The following is a 16,145-nucleotide window of genomic DNA, read 5'->3' on the forward strand; positions in this document are numbered from 1 at the left end:
CAATCAAGGGGGTGGGGCGGATTTACCAACAAACCTTTGTGGATACCTACTCGAAGTGGGCCACAGCCAAGCTCTATACCACCAAGACGCCCATTACCTGTGCAGATCTGTTGAACGACCGGGTCTTGCCGTTTTTTGCCTCACAGGAAATGGGCCTCATCCGCATCCTCACGGATCGTGGGACGGAATACTGCGGCATGCTGGAAACCCATGACTATGAGTTGTACCTCGGCGTGAACGACATCGAGCATACGCGAACCAAGGCGCGTCACCCGCAGACCAATGGCATCTGCGAGCGCTTCCACAAGACCATCCTCCAGGAGTTTTACCAGGTTGCGTTCAGGCGTAAACTCTATCACTCTTTGGAGGAGTTGCAGGCTGACCTTGATGTCTGGCTCGACCATTACAACACTGAGCGAACCCACCAGGGCAAGATGTGCTGCGGCAGAACCCCCATGCAAACACTCCTTGACGGGAAAACGCTCTGGGAGGAAAAGGTCGAACAGCTGAACTAATCGGACAGGGAGAACCACCAAGACGGAGAAAACTGTCAGATCAAGTCTAAACTACTACAAATAATATCAAATCGTGACTCACAGGGAAAGGATCCATGTCCTCCTCGGGATAAAAAATAACTTTTCTTACTGAGGGAACCTTCCAAAAGGATCACGTATAACATGATCCTTTTGGAAGGTTATATTCTATAATCACTGAAATTCCTGAATAAACTCTCAAAATCTTTTGGCGCATATTTTTCAAATTTCTCTTGCGACACATAGACAAAATCGTAAATATCTTTATTCTGCGACATATTCACATCTTTACACCATTGGCGTAAGCGTTCCATTTTGAGCGGTACATCTAAGTCCGCATTTCCTTTAGTTTCCACGATGGCTATTCGGTTTTTGTGCAATTTGACTATGAAGTCGGGGTAGTAGTGGGAAATGCTTCCATCCCTATTAACATAATCAAGCTTGAAATTGACCCCAAGGTAGTTTTTGGCGTAAGCGACCACATCCTTGCAATCCTCCAGAAAAGCGGCAAATTCCAGCTCAAAGTGACTGTCGCCGACAATCCTGTTGGAAACGCTCTTTTTGGGGATCAGCGATTCCTGCTGCGTGACCATGAAAGGGCGCGTTTTGCGCAGCTTGATATAATCGCGTATCTCGGCATCGCCCTTGTCCCTGACAGTCAGTGCGTTTATGGCCCTTTTGAAGCTCTCGAGAATTGTTCTGGTGGCCGTCAGCTCGGAAAGATTGCGCATGGTGTTTGCGTCATTCAGATCAACCTGCCTGTCAAAAAGCTCGTCTCGCACAAATTCCTTGATTTTGCCATAAAGCACGTCATAGCCGCTGAACAATCGCAGCTCTTTCATTATGCTCTTGGTGAACCAGCCAAGCACACTACGGAAATCAGCTATTCCAGCAGTATCCAGCACCGTCGTATGGCTGATTTCGTCAGTTGTTATATCGCGGAATACAATTTCGCGTTGTTCCTCCTCCGTAAATTGCTTATATTCCACTTTTTGATTGCCGAACTTGCTGACATCAAGGTCGGCGAGATTTTTATATTCCCTATAAATGCGCGGCGTTAGCAGGGGAAGCTCAATGTCCAGTTCGTCCATGTTCTTGTTGACATTGGCATTGTCAACTTCAACCATCAGTGGCGTTTGTCCTCCCGCGCCATCGCCCATTGGCTTACGCTCCAGTTCCACGCCCTCGGCCTGAATGGTTTCCACGAAATCCATAAAAGCCTCTGTACCGATAACGCTCACATATTCCTCAAGACCACCAGGGTACATCTTGCGTAAACCACGCCCAAGTGTCTGCTCTGGCAAAATATTGCTCTTGGCAGAATAGGCCCGCAACCCAACAATAGTGGTCACATTGCGCACATCCCAGCCCTCCTTAAGCATAAGAACCGAGACAATTGCCTTATAAGGGTTATCGGCATCATCAATTCTATTGGAAAGGTCGCGCAGGCGCTCCAGTTCCTCTTTTTTCTTGCCGGTACTGGCCTCGGATATTTCACCGTTGTCCTTAGTATGAATAACAAGGACGCCGCCTTTCAGGTCATGATATGTCTCCTCAAGATATTCGGCAACTTCATCGCAATTGCGCGTGTCATCCGTCATCACAAAAAGAATGGCCTTTTTGCCAACTTTTTCATGTTCGGCATATGACTTGCGCCATTCAATGACACCAAGATCTAGATAGTCTGCATATTTTTCGGTGAATTTTGCCGATTGCTTCTCAGTCAGTTTTTCACGGCTGGGCTTGTCCGGCAAGACAGGATGCTTGACCACATTCTGTGCTATGGCTTCCACCAGCGGATAATCGGCGACAGTCTGGACAAAAATAGCGCCATTATTGTGTTTGGGCGTGGCGGTGACATCCAGTTGCAGACTCAACGATTTATCTTTTTGCAATAGCTGGTTGTGAATATCTTCAATGGATTTAAACCATGTCAGGGATGCGTCATGGATATGATGCGCCTCGTCATTGATAACCATAAGCTCGTCAATATCGCGCACAATCATGCCAAGATCGACTTTTGAATCCGTTGTAGCTGTTACGGGCTTCGGGCCAAGAAAATAAGCGCGGCTGTCATTGTCTTCAGCAGTGGGGAGACTTTCGTTGCCCGCATAAACCCGGTGAATATTGGTCAGAAAAATATTGCCAACAGGTCTTGTAACCCGCGCTTCATCCTGCTTGTGGAGAGTAAGCTGAAAATCATCACGCCAGCTGCGTCCGTCATAACCATTATCCGGTAAAACCGGATCGCTGAAGAATATTCGCAACACCTGAAAATCTTTGTATATCCTGTCAAGCACGATAATATTTGGCGTGATAAGCAAAAAATTTCGGGACAGGTCTGAATCCGGCTCGTAGAGCTTGTGGAAGTAGCTCCACGCCAATGCCAGTGCCATAACTTTGGTCTTGCCGCTGCCTGTGGCCATCTTGATCACATAGCGCGGCCAAGTCTCATCAAACATGCCACTGCTGACCCGGCCGGAAGCATCGAAGCGCATCAGGTCAAATTTATCTTTTGTGCCGACAACATCGTGCAAGTAAATGATGGTCTCCAATGCTTCGCGCTGGGCAAAATAATACTTGAATTCCTTGAGCGGGCCTTCAAATGTAGGCAGCATATGCGGTTCTTTGAACCACCAATTCAATAGGCTTCTGCTGGTGTCGCTCGCTCCGACATAGCCGGAATCACGAAATGCCTTGACGGCCCTGCGCAGGTTGGGAACCAGCGGCGGCATAAGGTTTTCCATTTTATCGCGTATGGATTCATCCGCAGGAAACCAGCGTATTTCCGGGTCAAGAATCGCATGCGGAGATTTGGGAAATTCTGGATGGAGGGCCATTACTTTTTACCTCCAACATTGACTTCAATGATGGTCATGGTGTCATTTCCGAAAATATCCACGACTTTCACTGCGAGTTTGTGCCGACCTGGAGGCAATTCATGGTACGCGCTTATAAGCTCCAGTTTACGATTCTGTCTGGTACGGAATGACTGCCATTCATTCTCAAAAATGTAATCGCCCGTCCATTGCTCCTCGATTTCCTCAGTATCTAGATTTTTTACTCGGATAATTTCCCGTTTGGATTCAAAATCATAGTCCACAGACCAGTAATCAATCCAATCTGTCCAGCTTTTGGTAAGGGTTTCACGGCTAACAATGCCTTTCTTGTCCTTTTGAACCTTAACAATCTGACCGCCCTCCACTACAATTTTGCTTTTGCCTGGCTTCAGGCTGACTTCTGCATCTGCGATGGAGTCCTGCGAATAAAAGACGGAAAAATCTGTCAGTTCAACGGCGACTTCGTTTTTGCGATAATGTGGCTTGACCTCGATATAGGCCACATCATGGAAAACTACCTGCTCGCGCTCAACTGCCCTTTTATCAAATACCTCTGCGGGAATGTATTTGGGCTGGACATCCACACCTTTTCGTCTGGCTTCTTCCAGATAGTCAGGGAAAAGCCCCATTTCAAATTCAAAACCAAGAATGTCCACTTTGCTGATATGATGCTTGCGACATTCCAGGATGACTTCTTCCACAAATCGGCGACTGACAGGCACATTGATTGGTCCAACCACCACCATACGCCCCTGTTTTTTCCCCTGAAAGCTCTCAAAGCCGTTGACTTTTTCCGCCTTATAGGCTTTGAGAATCAGGTCCAGAAACGCCGCTTCCTTTTGTTCTTGCTGGATACGCCTTTCCTCATCACGCAGATTCTCATTGACGCCGATATAATGCTGGCGCTCATATTTGCCGAGATTGAGGACTTCAAAAGCGCGGTAGGGCTTGCCTTCCTTTTTGAGCTGCCGTTGAACCCCAAGCAATCGCTTACGGGTCGTGTGGATGGCGAATTTGCCCAAGTCTGTGGCTATCCATTTGCGGCCCAATTTTTCAGCGACGGCGGGGAGGGTTCCCGAGCCGCAGAAAAAATCTGCTACGAGATCTCCTTCATTGGATGATGCCTTTATGATGCGCTCAAGTAAGGCTTCAGGTTTTTGTGTTGGGTAGCCAATAAGTTCATTACGCCAAGCCGACACATTTGAAACATGATTCCACCAATCCTCTGGTACTTTTCCTAATTCATGTCGTTGCTTTTGGAAATTTTCATCATATTCTTTTTGCGCATACACGCCTCGTGCCGTAGTAAAATCTGCTTTATAACTTACTCTAATAGCATTTGAATTAAAAATTTTTTTATTTGTCTTGGAATACCAATAAATTGTATCATGCTTCCTAGGAAAGTGTTGGTTCGCCGCACTTGGACCTGTATATAACCATATAATTTCATTACAGAATAATTCTTTAGAGAATACTTCATCTAAAACTTCTCTTATGTATGAGGTTACTCTCCAATCACAGTGCACATAAATACTTCCATCATCTGCTAACAAATCCCGCATCAACTTCACCCTTTCATAAATCATACTGATGAAGCTGTCCGCTCCTTTGCCCCAGGTATCGCGGTAGGCTATTTCTTCCAGAATATTGGGATTTTTGGTAAAAGTCTCATCGCCAATTTCAATATCCATTGAAAAATCGGCGCCAACATCAAAAGGTGGGTCAATATAAATGAGTTTCAGGCCACCTTGGCGTTCAATCTCCTCGCGCATAGGGCCATTTTTGAGAGAGGATAAAATTAGTTTGTTGTCGCCCCAAATGAGCTTGTTGGTCCAACCCTTGTCCTGCCGACCTCGGCTATCAAGTGTCAGCAGGCTGTGCTTATAGTCGCTTGTCGTTCCCTTGCGGGGCTCGTCAATCTGCTCAATGGTCTGAAAGGGTAGCACCACATTGCAGACTTCGTTGGATTTACCGTTCCAGACAAGCTCGACTTCGCGCTTATCTTCAAAAAGAAGGAACCGATACTTATCAGGAAGGGGCTTATCCTCTTCCATGTAGCGCAAAATTTCCTGTTTTTCCTGTTCGGTAAGCCTTGGCATAGCGCACCCCGCAAGACAGGGTGGCAAGCTTGTCTACTGAACCGCCAAGCCATTTCCCGCGATTGATGATTGTCCACCGAAGATTGACCAAGCGCTTTTTCTTGTTTAAAAAATATCTTGACAATCATACTGATAGGGTGGCGGTTCAGTAGACATACTCGGCGCTCTAAGGACAATCTTTCATAAATAATTTCGCCTTGTTGCGAAATGTTGAGCGACCCATTCCCGTATTTCTGGCCGCCTCGGAAACGGTGATTCTCCCCATTTCCCAAAGCTCGAAAATTTCGGCGAAGTTTGGGGGCAGCGGCTTTGGCGCGTGGCCAAATCTGACACCGCGGAGTTTTGCGGCAGCAATTCCCTCTGCCTGCCGTTTCCGAATATTTTCCCGCTCAGTCTGCGCCACAAAGGAGAGTACCTGAAGGACGAGGTCGGCAATGAATGTGCCGAGCAAATTTTTGTCACGCCTTGTATCCAGCAAGGGCATATCCACCACATGAATATCCACGCCCTTTTCCTTGGTAATCAGCCGCCATTGGTTCTGGATTTCCTCATAGTTTCGTCCAAGGCGATCAATGCTTAAAATGCACAAGAGGTCTCCGGCCTTGAGTTTTCGGAGCATCGCCTGATACTGTGGCCTGTGAAAATCCTTTCCTGATTGCTTATCCATAAAAATCCGTGTGGCGGGGATGTCCATCTTCTCCAGAGCAAGAAGCTGTCTGCTCTCATTCTGGTCTATGCTTGACACCCTGATATACCCATACGTCTGTGCCATTTTGATCTCTCCTTAGAGTTCTCCCAGAGGGGTGTCGGGGGTTATTGGAAATGTGCCATACATTGGGGAGGTTTTCCCTGAAGAGGAGTCTTCATTCTCTCTTGGTGGGAAATCACGGGCATTGAGGGATTTCTTGGCAAACGATTTGTTGGTCTGTCTGGGGGGTGTGTCTGCGTCCTGCGCACCCGCATTGCGACAAGTCGCTTTGGGCGCGGAGAAATGGGGGGAGGATGCCTGCCTTTTTGTCTTTCTGGTGTCCTTTTGACGTCGGGCTTCGGCAAGATACTTCGTGAGTGTTTGCGGTCTGACCTCAATGCCTTTCTCGGCCAACTTGGCGATAATTTCCGGCAGCTCGAAGCCGCGCTTCTTCATCCGCTCCAGCGCAGGGGCGAGTGCCAGTATCGTCTGCTTGACGCTCAGTTCTCTGTTCCCTGCACGGGTGGATGCGGGGCGCAGCTTGTTCAGTTCTTGTCGAATGCTTTTGACTTGCTCGGCGGTGATTGCCAATTTTTCTTCTCCTCGGTTGAGCGGCGGATGCCGCGATTTCTGCCTTTGGCTTTAAGCGCTCAAGCGGCACGCTTGCCCACGGCTTCACGCCAGTGAAGTATAGTGGGCTATATCTTGTTGCTGCGCCAAGATTCCTCTCAAATGCCTCAGCGCATCCTCATGCCACGGTGCTGATTTTGCCTTTCGGCCTCTTGCCGGATTTGTCGTTCATGCTCCATCCGCGCACGGGCCTCCAATGCCCTTTCCTCCATGCGCTGGAGCTGAAATTCCTGAAAACGATGATGGTTGCCGGAGACCAGGATAAAATCCTGCATGTCCTTCATTTCGGAGGCAGCCTTTTCCTTGGCTTGCGCCATGCGCGTCTGGAGTTTTTTGTTTTCCGCTTCCAGAGCCGCAATCATGGATTTCGCCCCCCGCACGGCGTCCAGCGCCTTGTCGCGCTCCTGCAACAGAGTCTGCGCCTGCCGGGCCCGCATGTCCCGTTGCCTGGCCACTTCCTCCTTGTCGGCAAGGGCCTGCTGATACACAGCCAGTTTTTCCTGGGCATGAGCGAGGACATCTTTGTAATTGAAGAAATTTGCCGCCGGTAATTGCGGACCATTTTTCAAGGATTCCTCTGCCTCCGAGATACGCTTCCTCCAAATTTCATTTTCTTCAAAAAGTGCGCGGCGCTCGTTCTCGGTGCGGTTTAGCTCCTCCTGAAGGTCAAAAAGCATTGCCTCCAATCGCGCAGCATCCCGCCGCATGGATGCCAGCATTTCCTGCTGCTGTTTAAACTCCCGGGTATCCAGATGCTTCTTGGGAGAGCCCTTTTGCTGTTCCACGCCACGCTCAATGAGGAAGCCACATTTTTGCAAACGTAGGGGCAGTTCATCCTGCAATTTTTTCAGCGCGGTCTTGGTATAAATGTCCTTGGCGCACAGCCTGCCGTCCTTCGTGATGGGCACATGGAGGAAGTGCATGTGCGGTGTTTTCTCGTCCATGTGAACCATGGCCGAGATGACATTTTCCTTGCCGACAAACTCGGTGAGATACGCGGCTGCCTCCTCGAAGAAGCGTCTGGTTTCAGTGGCATTGAGCTTGTCAAAAAACTCACTGTCCGAGCTGACGACAAGCCCGCACATATGTACTGCGTCCTTCCGCACGGCTTTGACCATGAGCAGGTCATCGATACGGTTCTGGATGGCCTGGGCGTAGTTTTCCGAGGCGGCTTCATGGAGATCGTAATTTTGGGCGCTCCGCGCATAGTCGATATCCGGGTTTGAGTGGCTCTCACGTTCGCGTCGATTATGCGACTGGATGCCGCGAACAGCGTCCTTTTTGAATTTGTTCATATGTAGGACGAGTAAGGACATACTTGGATTTCCCTCTTCTATAAGAAACAGGTGTCCCGCTGTACCGCCGCTTAAGCAGTGGGACAGCGGGACACCTAAAATAGACTCACTCAAGACCATCCAATTTCCGCTTCAGGCGGTGGACAGCCGATTTCGATTTGCCCATTTCCTCGGCGCAGTCCCGGATGCTGTAGCCGTCTTCCAAGAGTCTTTTCAGCTCCTCCAGCTCCACATCCTCAATTTCCCGGACTTGCCAGTGCAGGGCGCTTCCCTCGGTAATCAGGTTGGCCTCAAAAGGCTTAGCATCGTCTCCGAGAATGCCTCTCGCCTTGGTGAGATGAACCTCAAATCTCGCGCCCTCGGCCATAGCGTACTCCTTTGGCCTGCGGAGGCTGATGACCGTATCCATGATGTCCTCCTTGGCGCTGGTGCCACGCTGATCGCCGGACTTCCCCGCATGGTGAACCAGGAGAACGGTGATGCCACGCCGCCTGAGATCCAGAAGCCACGCCTGCATGGCTTGCCAGGATTGTGATTCATTTTCCTTGCCCGTGCGGCAGAGGGTGGCGATATTGTCCAGGACAATCATGTCCACACCTTTCAGCAGCGGCTCAATCATGGATTGGCCATTGTGAGTGGACAAATCAGGCATGGCGCACGGCTGCAAATCCGGCGTTATGAGCGAAAGGTTCTTGAGCGCCTGGGGCGGAATGGCCATGCCGCCTACAAGGGAGGACAAGCGGCTCTGCATGGACGTGGCCGGCATTTCGCCATCCACATAGAGCGTTTTCTTGGGCGCAGGGGCACGCCAGTTGAACACAGCGCCGCCGGAGGCGACCGCCACGGCAACGCTCAGGGCCGCGAATGTTTTGCCGACCCCGCGCGGCGCGTAGAGGATGCCTATCCCTTGAACCGGAAGGATGGGCGATAGAAGATAACCTCGGTCGGGTATCTTCATGGACAGGAACTCGCTCATATCCAAGGCCACAAGCCCCTGCCGTTTGACGAGAGCGGCTTCCAGTTGGGAGCGGACGGTTTCAATCCCTTCGCTTTGGTGAAGGTCATTGAAATCTGTGCCAGAGCCAGTGGTGAAGGTAGGTATCACAAGCGTGAGGTTTGTGGCTCTCGCGGCCTCCTCGCTCTTCTTGCGTCCGGCTTCATCAGCATCGCCGCAAATGAGGATTGCCCGGTCGGGGAATCGCTCTTTTACCAGCCTGGCGATTGTCGAAAGGTTATGCGCGGAAAATGCAACATCGACCGCCCAGCCCGTGGCCCTATGGATGCTCGCGCCGGTGGCGAAGCCCTCGCAAATGGCGATGGGTTTTCCCTGTGAACCGGGGATGGTAAACCGTCCGCCCTGCACCTTACCACCTACGAGGAAGCGCTTTGTGCCATCTGGATAAATGCGTTGCAGGCTTTGCAGTCTGCTTGCGGCATCCAAAACAGGGATAAGCACCGCGCCATCGTGTGATTGGCGGATGCCTGGAAGTGGGGAGACACCCTTGCGAAGGAGGTATGGGTGGTCGCTGTCACAGGCACGCGCGGCTTCCCATTCTTGGCAGGCACGCTGCGCAGCTTCCGCTTGACGTTTGGCGCATTCCTCCTCCCGCTGACGACGTAGGTCTTGCTGGCGTTGCTGCCAGGCCGAAAGCTCGGCTGGGGAAAGCGTAGGTTTCTCCTCGGCGCAGAACGTGCCCTGGTCGTCGGTTTCCCAATTGCACCACCAAAGCGTGGCCGGAGTATCCAGATGCGCGATGTACGCGCCGTTTCGCTTGTGTGGCCTGCTTTCTGTCGGGCAGCGGTGCAGTTCACCGTCCGCAAGGATTTCCTCGGGGATAAGGCCATGTTTGCCAAGAACTTCCTGAAACGTGTTCAGCAGATCATTCATGGTTCATCTCCGACTGTCCGGCATTCTCAATGAATGCCCTGATGTCTTCAGCGCGCCAGACCGTGGTTCGCGGGCCGAGTTTGAGCGGTTTGGGATAGCGCCCGGTCGCGCAGCCTTTCCACCACGCACTCTTGCTGATGGGAAAGAATTCCAGAATTTGATGAAGCCTGAGAAAACCTGTGGCGGGTATTTGCGTTGCCATAACCCTTCCTCCGTTCAAAAATGGTTTACGGAGGGTTATAGCCTGTATTTTGTAAATTTATCCATGTATTTCAGTATGTAACAAAAATGTATCCAGATGCGGCTGGATGCAGTTGAGGAAAATTAAATGTGCAGAAATACTTATAGAAATTTGCCCGGCTTAGCGGCCAAACTAGCCGTTTTTCTGGTTGAAAAATTTTTAACCTGGTAAATACCTCTAACGCATATCTTTAAATTCATAATATAAATAGCAACTTATCATAAATATATGGGAGGAATAAATCGTGATTTAATTTTAAAAAAGCTGATGTTTATATGTATTTTTGTAACCAATTTTGTAACCAGAGTTCTTCAAACCACAAAATTGCTCCATAATTACGGAGATTTCAAAATATGAGAAAAACCCATCCAGAAGATGCTACTTTTAATAATGACTATAACTTGTTGGAATATTTTTCTTAGATGTCCCCCGGCTTGTCGGCCATCGGTCGGCAAGCCCCCCTCACATATATTTGCGCAGGGGGCTTTTGTGGCTCAAAAAAGCAGAGCGTTACAGTAGCTACTCTAACGCCCTGCTCAGAGATTAGATATTTTTAAGCATTGCTTCTTATTTATGCCTTACTTTATCGCGTAGGTCGTCTAAAAAATCGCTCCACTCCTGCATCATCCTTTTTCGTTCTGGAAGATACTCGGCATAATTATAGGCAGCGCGGACACCATTACTGTCTCCATGCGCAAGCTGGCGTTCAATCCAGTCGCGATTATAGCCAAGCTCGTTGAGGAGGGTAGAGGCAATAGAGCGAAAGCCGTGGACGCTCATTTCATGCTTCTGATAGCCCATGCGCCGGAGGGCATTCAGCATGGTCGCGTCCGAGATGGGCCGCGTTTCCGTCCGCGTGGAAGGGAACAGATAATGGCCGTCGCCCGAAAACTTTTTCAATTCCCTCAATATGGTAAGAGCTTGGCGGGACAAGGGGACGATATGGGTGCGCCGCATTTTCATGCGCTCGGCAGGGATGCGCCATTCGGCTGCCTCCAGATCGAATTCTTGCCAAGTGGCACAACGTAATTCGGTCGGACGCACAAACAGTATTGGAGCCAGTTTCAGGGCGCAGACAAGCGGGTAATAGCCAGCATACTCGTCTATGGCCATGAGGAGCTGGGCCACTTTTTCTTTTTCCAGAACAGCGGCGCGGTGAACAACCTTGCGAGGCCTCAATGCGCCATGCAGATCCGCCGCGATATTGTGCTCGATTTTGCCCATGGCAATGGCGAAGCGAAATACCTGGCCGATAATTTGAAGCACCCTGCGCGCGGTTTCGTGATTTCCTTTGCCTTCGATGCTCTTGACGAGCGCAAGAATCTCCGGCGCTTCAAGCCTGGCAATGTGTTTTTTCCCGATGATGGGTAGAATGTAGGTATTTATGCGATATAGGGCTGTTCCCTGATGCTTTTCTGAAAATCCGGCAAGACGTGTCCGATGCCAGTCAAGAGCGATGCTTTCAAAACTGTCGCATTCAGCCGTGACCTGTTCCCGCTTGGCGGCTTTTTTCTGCGCTGAAGGGTCGATACCCTTGGCGAGCAGTCCTTTGGCCTCTTCGCGCCGCGCCCTTGCGTCTTTTAGGGAAACTGAAGGATAATCGCCAAAACTGAGCAGCTTTGACTTGCCGTCATACCGGTAAGCCATGCGCCACAGCTTGCTGCCGGTAGGGGGCACATAGAGAAATAGCCCACCACCATCGAAATACTTCCTTGCCCTTGCTTCCGGTTTCAGGCTGCGGATGTGGGTATCGGTCAAGGGCATCTTGGGTACCTCCACGTTGTTAGACGGCATGATACCCACATGGACAAAAATATTGCTATTCCAGCAAGTTGACTGTGTGGGTATCGAAATTCAGCATAGCACAGCGATGCCCACAAATATACCCACAAAAAGTGTGGATGCAACTGGACTTGGGTACACTTTGGGAAACACAACTGGAGAGAAAAAATAAAGAATGCCAAGGCTTTTTACACCTTGGCATCCGTATTTGCACCTAAATTTGGCGTCCCCAAGGGGATTTGAACCCCTGTTGACGGCGTGAAAGGCCGTTATACACTCTAATACCCTGATTTTATTTCCGTTTTTTCCGTCCTCCTCAAAGAGGGGGATTTTTTATGGTTTTAGCGGAAGCATTCGGCCTCTATTGCCAGCTTGTGCTTGCTTCCCATTCACAGAGGGAAATTAAGTCAGAGCTTGGCCGATGGCAACTCCATATTGCCCCAGTGATGGCCGAAATGCCCCTACATTCAATCAGAAACTTGCAAATCTTGCAACTCCAAAAAACGCTTGAGGCCAAAAAACTGAGCCCGCAATCTGTTTATCATTGTCTTTCACTGGTGCGCCGGGTTTTGAGAAGAGCCCAAGAATGGGAATTATATGAGGGGCCTGTACCAAAATTCAGGATGCCAAGGTTTGATAATCGGCGTATGCGTTTTCTTTCGGCAGAGGAGGCAAAAAGGCTCCTCGCCGAGTTGAAAAAAGAATCCGACCTTTGGTTTGACATCACTCTATTCACACTCCAAACAGGATTACGGGCCGGAGAGATATATAATTTACGTTCCTTCGATATTGACTCAAAGAATAAATATCTAAAAATATACGATGCTAAAAATAGAACTACTCGCATTGTCTATCTTAATAATACAGCATCAAAAATCATTAAAAAATATAAGAGCAAGAAAAAAGAAGGACTTCCGCTTTTTCAGGAAAATGGACGGCTTCCGCAGAGTACATATCGAATATTCAGGAATGCTGTAAACAAATGTGGATTCAATACAGGTATAACCGACCGTAGGGAAATGGTATGTTTTCACACTATCAGCCATACATTCGCCTCATGGTTGATACAGGGGGGAACCCCTCTTGCGATGGTCGGCAAATTGTTAGGCCATAAGACCATAAAAATGACCCTGCGCTATGCCCATCTCGCCCCGGAGCAGGAAGTCCAGGCTGTTTCTTCGCTCCCTTTAGCTGATCTTCGATTGGAGTGATTCTTTCCAATGGCGGCGAGCTGGGAGGGCATTTGACCTGTGGCCTCATTGTGGCTACATTTAGCGGCGAGGTGGAAAATGAGTACAGCACAGGCACATAATTCGGTGGTTCGGGCACGAATTGATACGGTCACGAAAGAAAGAGCCGCCAACGCATTGGCAGAAATGGGAATTTCAATTTCTGACGCCATCCGGCTATTGCTGGTGCGCGTAGCGGATGAACGCCGGCTCCCCTTCGAGGTAAAGGCGCCCAATGCAACGACCCGTGGGGCAATCGCTGAACTAGAAGCCGGGAAGGGGCATAAATTCAATTCCGTAGCTGATATGATGGCGGCTCTTGATGCGGAGCATTGAACTTTCCACGGCCTTCAAGCGGGATTACAAACGCGCCAAGGCGAGCCCGCGTTATGCCCAGGACGTGCGGAGCCTTTTTGAGAGCGTGGCCTTGCTGCTGGCCAATGATGAACCCCTGCCGGACAGCTACCGGGATCATGCGCTGATAGGCGACTGGAAGGGGTATCGGGAGTGCCATTTAAAGCCGGATTTATTGCTGATATACAAGACAGAGGAGCCGGACATCCTGAAAATTGCCCGCCTTGGTTCCCATTCTGAGCTTTTTAGCCGTTGAGCGCCGCGCTTAGTAACGTTGGCTAAAGTGAGCTAGTTTCGACTTGATCTGACAATAGCCCCTTGAAAAGCAAGGGGAACTCCGTTTTGATGGAAACGACAACCAACCCATCAACCGGGCACGATGCCCACGGAGTTCCCGATGGAAAGTTTTAATCAAAGCGTCATCAAGCACAAGACCGGACTTCTCAACCTTGCCGCCGAATTGGGCAATATCTCCAAGGCTTGCCGTATCATGGGCTTTTCCAGGGATACGTTCTATCGGTATCAGGCAGCCAGAAATGCCGGCGGCGTTGAGGCCCTGTTTGAAGTCAGCCGGAAAAAACCCAATCTGAAAAACCGGGTCGAAGAAGCCACTGAACAGGCGGTGGTCGAGTTTGCCACGGCATTTCCCGCTCATGGGCAGGTCAGGGTCAGCAATGAGCTGCGAAAGCGAGGCATCTTCGTGTCGCCGTCTGGAGTCCGCTTCATCTGGTTGCGCCATAACCTTTCATCCATGAAGCAGCGCCTGACGGCTTTGGAAAAGATGTCAGCGGGCCAGGGCATCGTCCTGACGGAGGCCCAGGTACAGGCTTTGGAACGAAAGAAACAGGATGATGCGGCGTGCGGCGAGATTGAAAGCCGTCATCCCGGTTAACCCGTCAGCCAGGACAGGCTTTATGTGGGAACCATCAAGGGGTGGGCCGGATTCACCAGCAAACCTTTGTGGACACCAGCGCGTGTGGGCCACGGCCAAGCTCTATACCAACAAGACGCCCATTACCTGCGCGGACCTGTTGAACGACCGGGTCTTGCCGTTTTTTGCCTCACAGGAAATGGGCCTCATCCGCATCCTCACGGATCGTGGGACGGAATACTGCGGCAAGCTGGAAATCCATGACTATGAGTTGTCCCTCGGCGTGAACGACATCGAGCATACGCGAACCAAGGCGCGTCACCCGCAGACCAACGGCATCTGCGAGCGTTTCCACAAGACCATCCTCCAGGAGTTTTACCAGGTTGCGTTCAGGCGTAAACTCTATCACTCTTTGGAGGAGTTGCAGGCTGACCTGGATGTCTGGCTCGACCATTACAACACTGAGCGAACCCACCAGGGCAAGATGTGCTGCGGCAGAACGCCTATGCAAACCCTTCTTGACGGGAAAAGGCTTTGGGAGGAAAAGGTCGGACAGATGAACTAATCGGACAGGGAGAACCGTCAAGACGGAGTAAACTGTCAGATCAAGTCTAAACTACTACACAAAATTAAAAATATCTAGCGTTCAAGCCATTCCATCCCAAAATGGTCAACGGCTTCAGAGAGATTTGTCCCAGATTCAATCATAGCTTCAATACCGACCATTTCCTTTAATATCTTGGCAGATTTCCAATGGAGAGGAATTACATTAATCAATTCATGAGCTTCATCCCTCCGACCCTCTTGATAAAGTTTTGCAATGCGCTCGAGCATTTCATCAATTTCTTCCTCGGTAAAGCGCTTCAAATTAGGCTCTCTGCGAATCATTTCTGCTTGTGCCATGGTATCCCCTTTTGTGCATCAACTGTGCTTGGGCCGTGAATATTGAAGCGTTCAAGCCCTCCCAGCCCGGCGGAGCGAAACCACCCCCAGAGGAACAAGAATCAGAGTATGGTGTAAAAAGAGCGGCTATCAGCGAGAAATTTCCTGCTTTTTTCCTTTGGAGGGAGATTTTTTCTTCACATATCCCATAGCGCAATCCAAATTCCGCTGATGCTCCTGCTTCAATGCAAGAAGGCATTTCTTGCGAGTTTCATAAAAATTTTTTTCAGCAAAATTCGACGCATGGCCGAAATAACTACCTAAATTTTTTGAATGTAAACGAATTGCAGTTTCAAATAAGGTATCATGCACCCTTGTCCCATGCGCTTTAAGTTCATCTAAGATTGGATTGTACTTTGAACGTACCTTTTCTGGATCTAATGATTCAATAAAAATCTGTTTTAAGTCGTCCATACTTGGATAAAAATTTATATTTTTTACTTTTACTGGACCATAATACTCTTCATCATGTTTTTGACAAAGACTTTCCAAATCAAACAGTGTAATAAAATCTTTATCCTTGAGCGCAGAATTAAATTCTGATGCCATGTTCTCCAAAACAGAAGAATATAAGATTCTTTCTGGCAGTTTTTCTGACTCTTCGCGCGCACGCGCTGCAGATTCAATAAGTTTTTCAATATCTTGCGCTTCTTTACTACTCAAGCTGCTGTATTCCATACGGTACCTCCCTTCCAAGCGGAAATCGAAATCCCCCGCATTTTATTCTCTGGTCAAGGCGCTGTCCACCCACTC

The 16,145-nt window shown here is 49.6% G+C and carries 14 protein-coding genes and 1 pseudogene; 5 read left to right on the forward strand and 10 right to left on the reverse strand.

Features of this window, described 5'->3' with window-relative positions; all coding sequences use genetic code 11:
* Positions 1-515, forward strand: a 515-nt coding sequence (locus G7Y54_RS11760) for an integrase core domain-containing protein (protein ID WP_165080272.1), incomplete at its 5' end; no start/stop codon positions are given.
* Between the two features lie 179 nt (positions 516-694).
* Here the strand turns inward: G7Y54_RS11760 and G7Y54_RS11765 are convergent.
* The 8 genes from G7Y54_RS11765 to G7Y54_RS11800 form a co-directional block, all read right to left on the reverse strand.
* A complete protein-coding gene (locus G7Y54_RS11765; RefSeq protein WP_165077691.1) occupies positions 695-3,373 on the reverse strand; it encodes a DEAD/DEAH box helicase family protein in 2,679 nt (892 codons plus the stop codon).
* Complete coding sequence (locus G7Y54_RS11770) at positions 3,373-5,472, reverse strand: site-specific DNA-methyltransferase (protein ID WP_165077693.1); 2,100 nt, start codon at positions 5,470-5,472, stop codon at positions 3,373-3,375. The genes G7Y54_RS11765 and G7Y54_RS11770 overlap by 1 nt, the downstream gene beginning before the upstream one ends.
* 166 nt (positions 5,473-5,638) lie before the next feature.
* A complete protein-coding gene (locus G7Y54_RS11775) occupies positions 5,639-6,244 on the reverse strand; it encodes a recombinase family protein (RefSeq protein ID WP_165077695.1) in 606 nt (201 codons plus the stop codon).
* 12 nt (positions 6,245-6,256) lie between these two features.
* Positions 6,257-6,751 (reverse strand): hypothetical protein, encoded by a 495-nt coding sequence (locus tag G7Y54_RS11780; protein WP_165077697.1) that lies wholly within the window; start codon positions 6,749-6,751, stop codon positions 6,257-6,259.
* Positions 6,752-6,897: 146 nt separating this feature from the next.
* Complete coding sequence (mobV, locus tag G7Y54_RS11785; RefSeq protein WP_241159354.1) at positions 6,898-8,106, reverse strand: MobV family relaxase; 1,209 nt, start codon at positions 8,104-8,106, stop codon at positions 6,898-6,900.
* An 85-nt stretch (positions 8,107-8,191) separates the two neighbouring features.
* Positions 8,192-9,973 carry an AAA family ATPase gene (locus tag G7Y54_RS11790; RefSeq protein WP_165077708.1) on the reverse strand — a complete coding sequence of 594 codons (1,782 nt, stop codon included), beginning with the start codon at positions 9,971-9,973 and terminating at the stop codon, positions 8,192-8,194.
* Positions 9,966-10,175, reverse strand: coding sequence for an AlpA family phage regulatory protein (locus tag G7Y54_RS11795; protein WP_165077718.1), 210 nt, complete (start codon positions 10,173-10,175; stop codon positions 9,966-9,968). Before G7Y54_RS11795 ends, G7Y54_RS11790 begins: the two co-directional genes overlap by 8 nt.
* Positions 10,176-10,781: 606 nt before the next feature.
* Entirely contained in the window at positions 10,782-11,978 is a 1,197-nt protein-coding gene (locus G7Y54_RS11800) for an integrase arm-type DNA-binding domain-containing protein (protein ID WP_165077721.1), read from the reverse strand.
* A 353-nt stretch (positions 11,979-12,331) separates the two neighbouring features.
* Here G7Y54_RS11800 and G7Y54_RS11805 point away from each other — a divergent pair, with 353 nt between their 5' ends.
* From G7Y54_RS11805 to G7Y54_RS11820, 4 genes and pseudogenes are all read left to right on the forward strand, one after another.
* Positions 12,332-13,207, forward strand: a complete 876-nt coding sequence (locus G7Y54_RS11805; protein ID WP_165077723.1) for a site-specific integrase — start codon at positions 12,332-12,334, stop codon at positions 13,205-13,207.
* 78 nt (positions 13,208-13,285) lie between these two features.
* Positions 13,286-13,561, forward strand: a complete 276-nt coding sequence (locus tag G7Y54_RS11810; RefSeq protein WP_165077725.1) for a type II toxin-antitoxin system RelB/DinJ family antitoxin — start codon at positions 13,286-13,288, stop codon at positions 13,559-13,561.
* Positions 13,548-13,835: a type II toxin-antitoxin system YafQ family toxin gene (locus tag G7Y54_RS11815; protein WP_165077727.1), complete on the forward strand. Its 288-nt coding sequence runs from the start codon at positions 13,548-13,550 to the stop codon at positions 13,833-13,835. The genes G7Y54_RS11810 and G7Y54_RS11815 overlap by 14 nt, the downstream gene beginning before the upstream one ends.
* A gap of 141 nt (positions 13,836-13,976) precedes the next feature.
* A pseudogene (locus G7Y54_RS11820) lies at positions 13,977-15,015 on the forward strand (IS481 family transposase).
* A 74-nt stretch (positions 15,016-15,089) separates the two neighbouring features.
* On the opposite strand, the gene G7Y54_RS11825 reads toward G7Y54_RS11820, so the two are convergent.
* Positions 15,090-15,353, reverse strand: a complete 264-nt coding sequence (locus G7Y54_RS11825; RefSeq protein ID WP_165077730.1) for a DUF4175 domain-containing protein — start codon at positions 15,351-15,353, stop codon at positions 15,090-15,092.
* A 129-nt stretch (positions 15,354-15,482) separates the two neighbouring features.
* Positions 15,483-16,070 (reverse strand): hypothetical protein, encoded by a 588-nt coding sequence (locus G7Y54_RS11830; RefSeq protein ID WP_165077732.1) that lies wholly within the window; start codon positions 16,068-16,070, stop codon positions 15,483-15,485.
* Between the last annotated feature and the right edge of the window lie 75 nt (positions 16,071-16,145).

It is taken from the genome of Desulfovibrio sp. ZJ746 (assembly GCF_011039155.1).
GTDB lineage: Bacteria > Desulfobacterota > Desulfovibrionia > Desulfovibrionales > Desulfovibrionaceae > Desulfovibrio.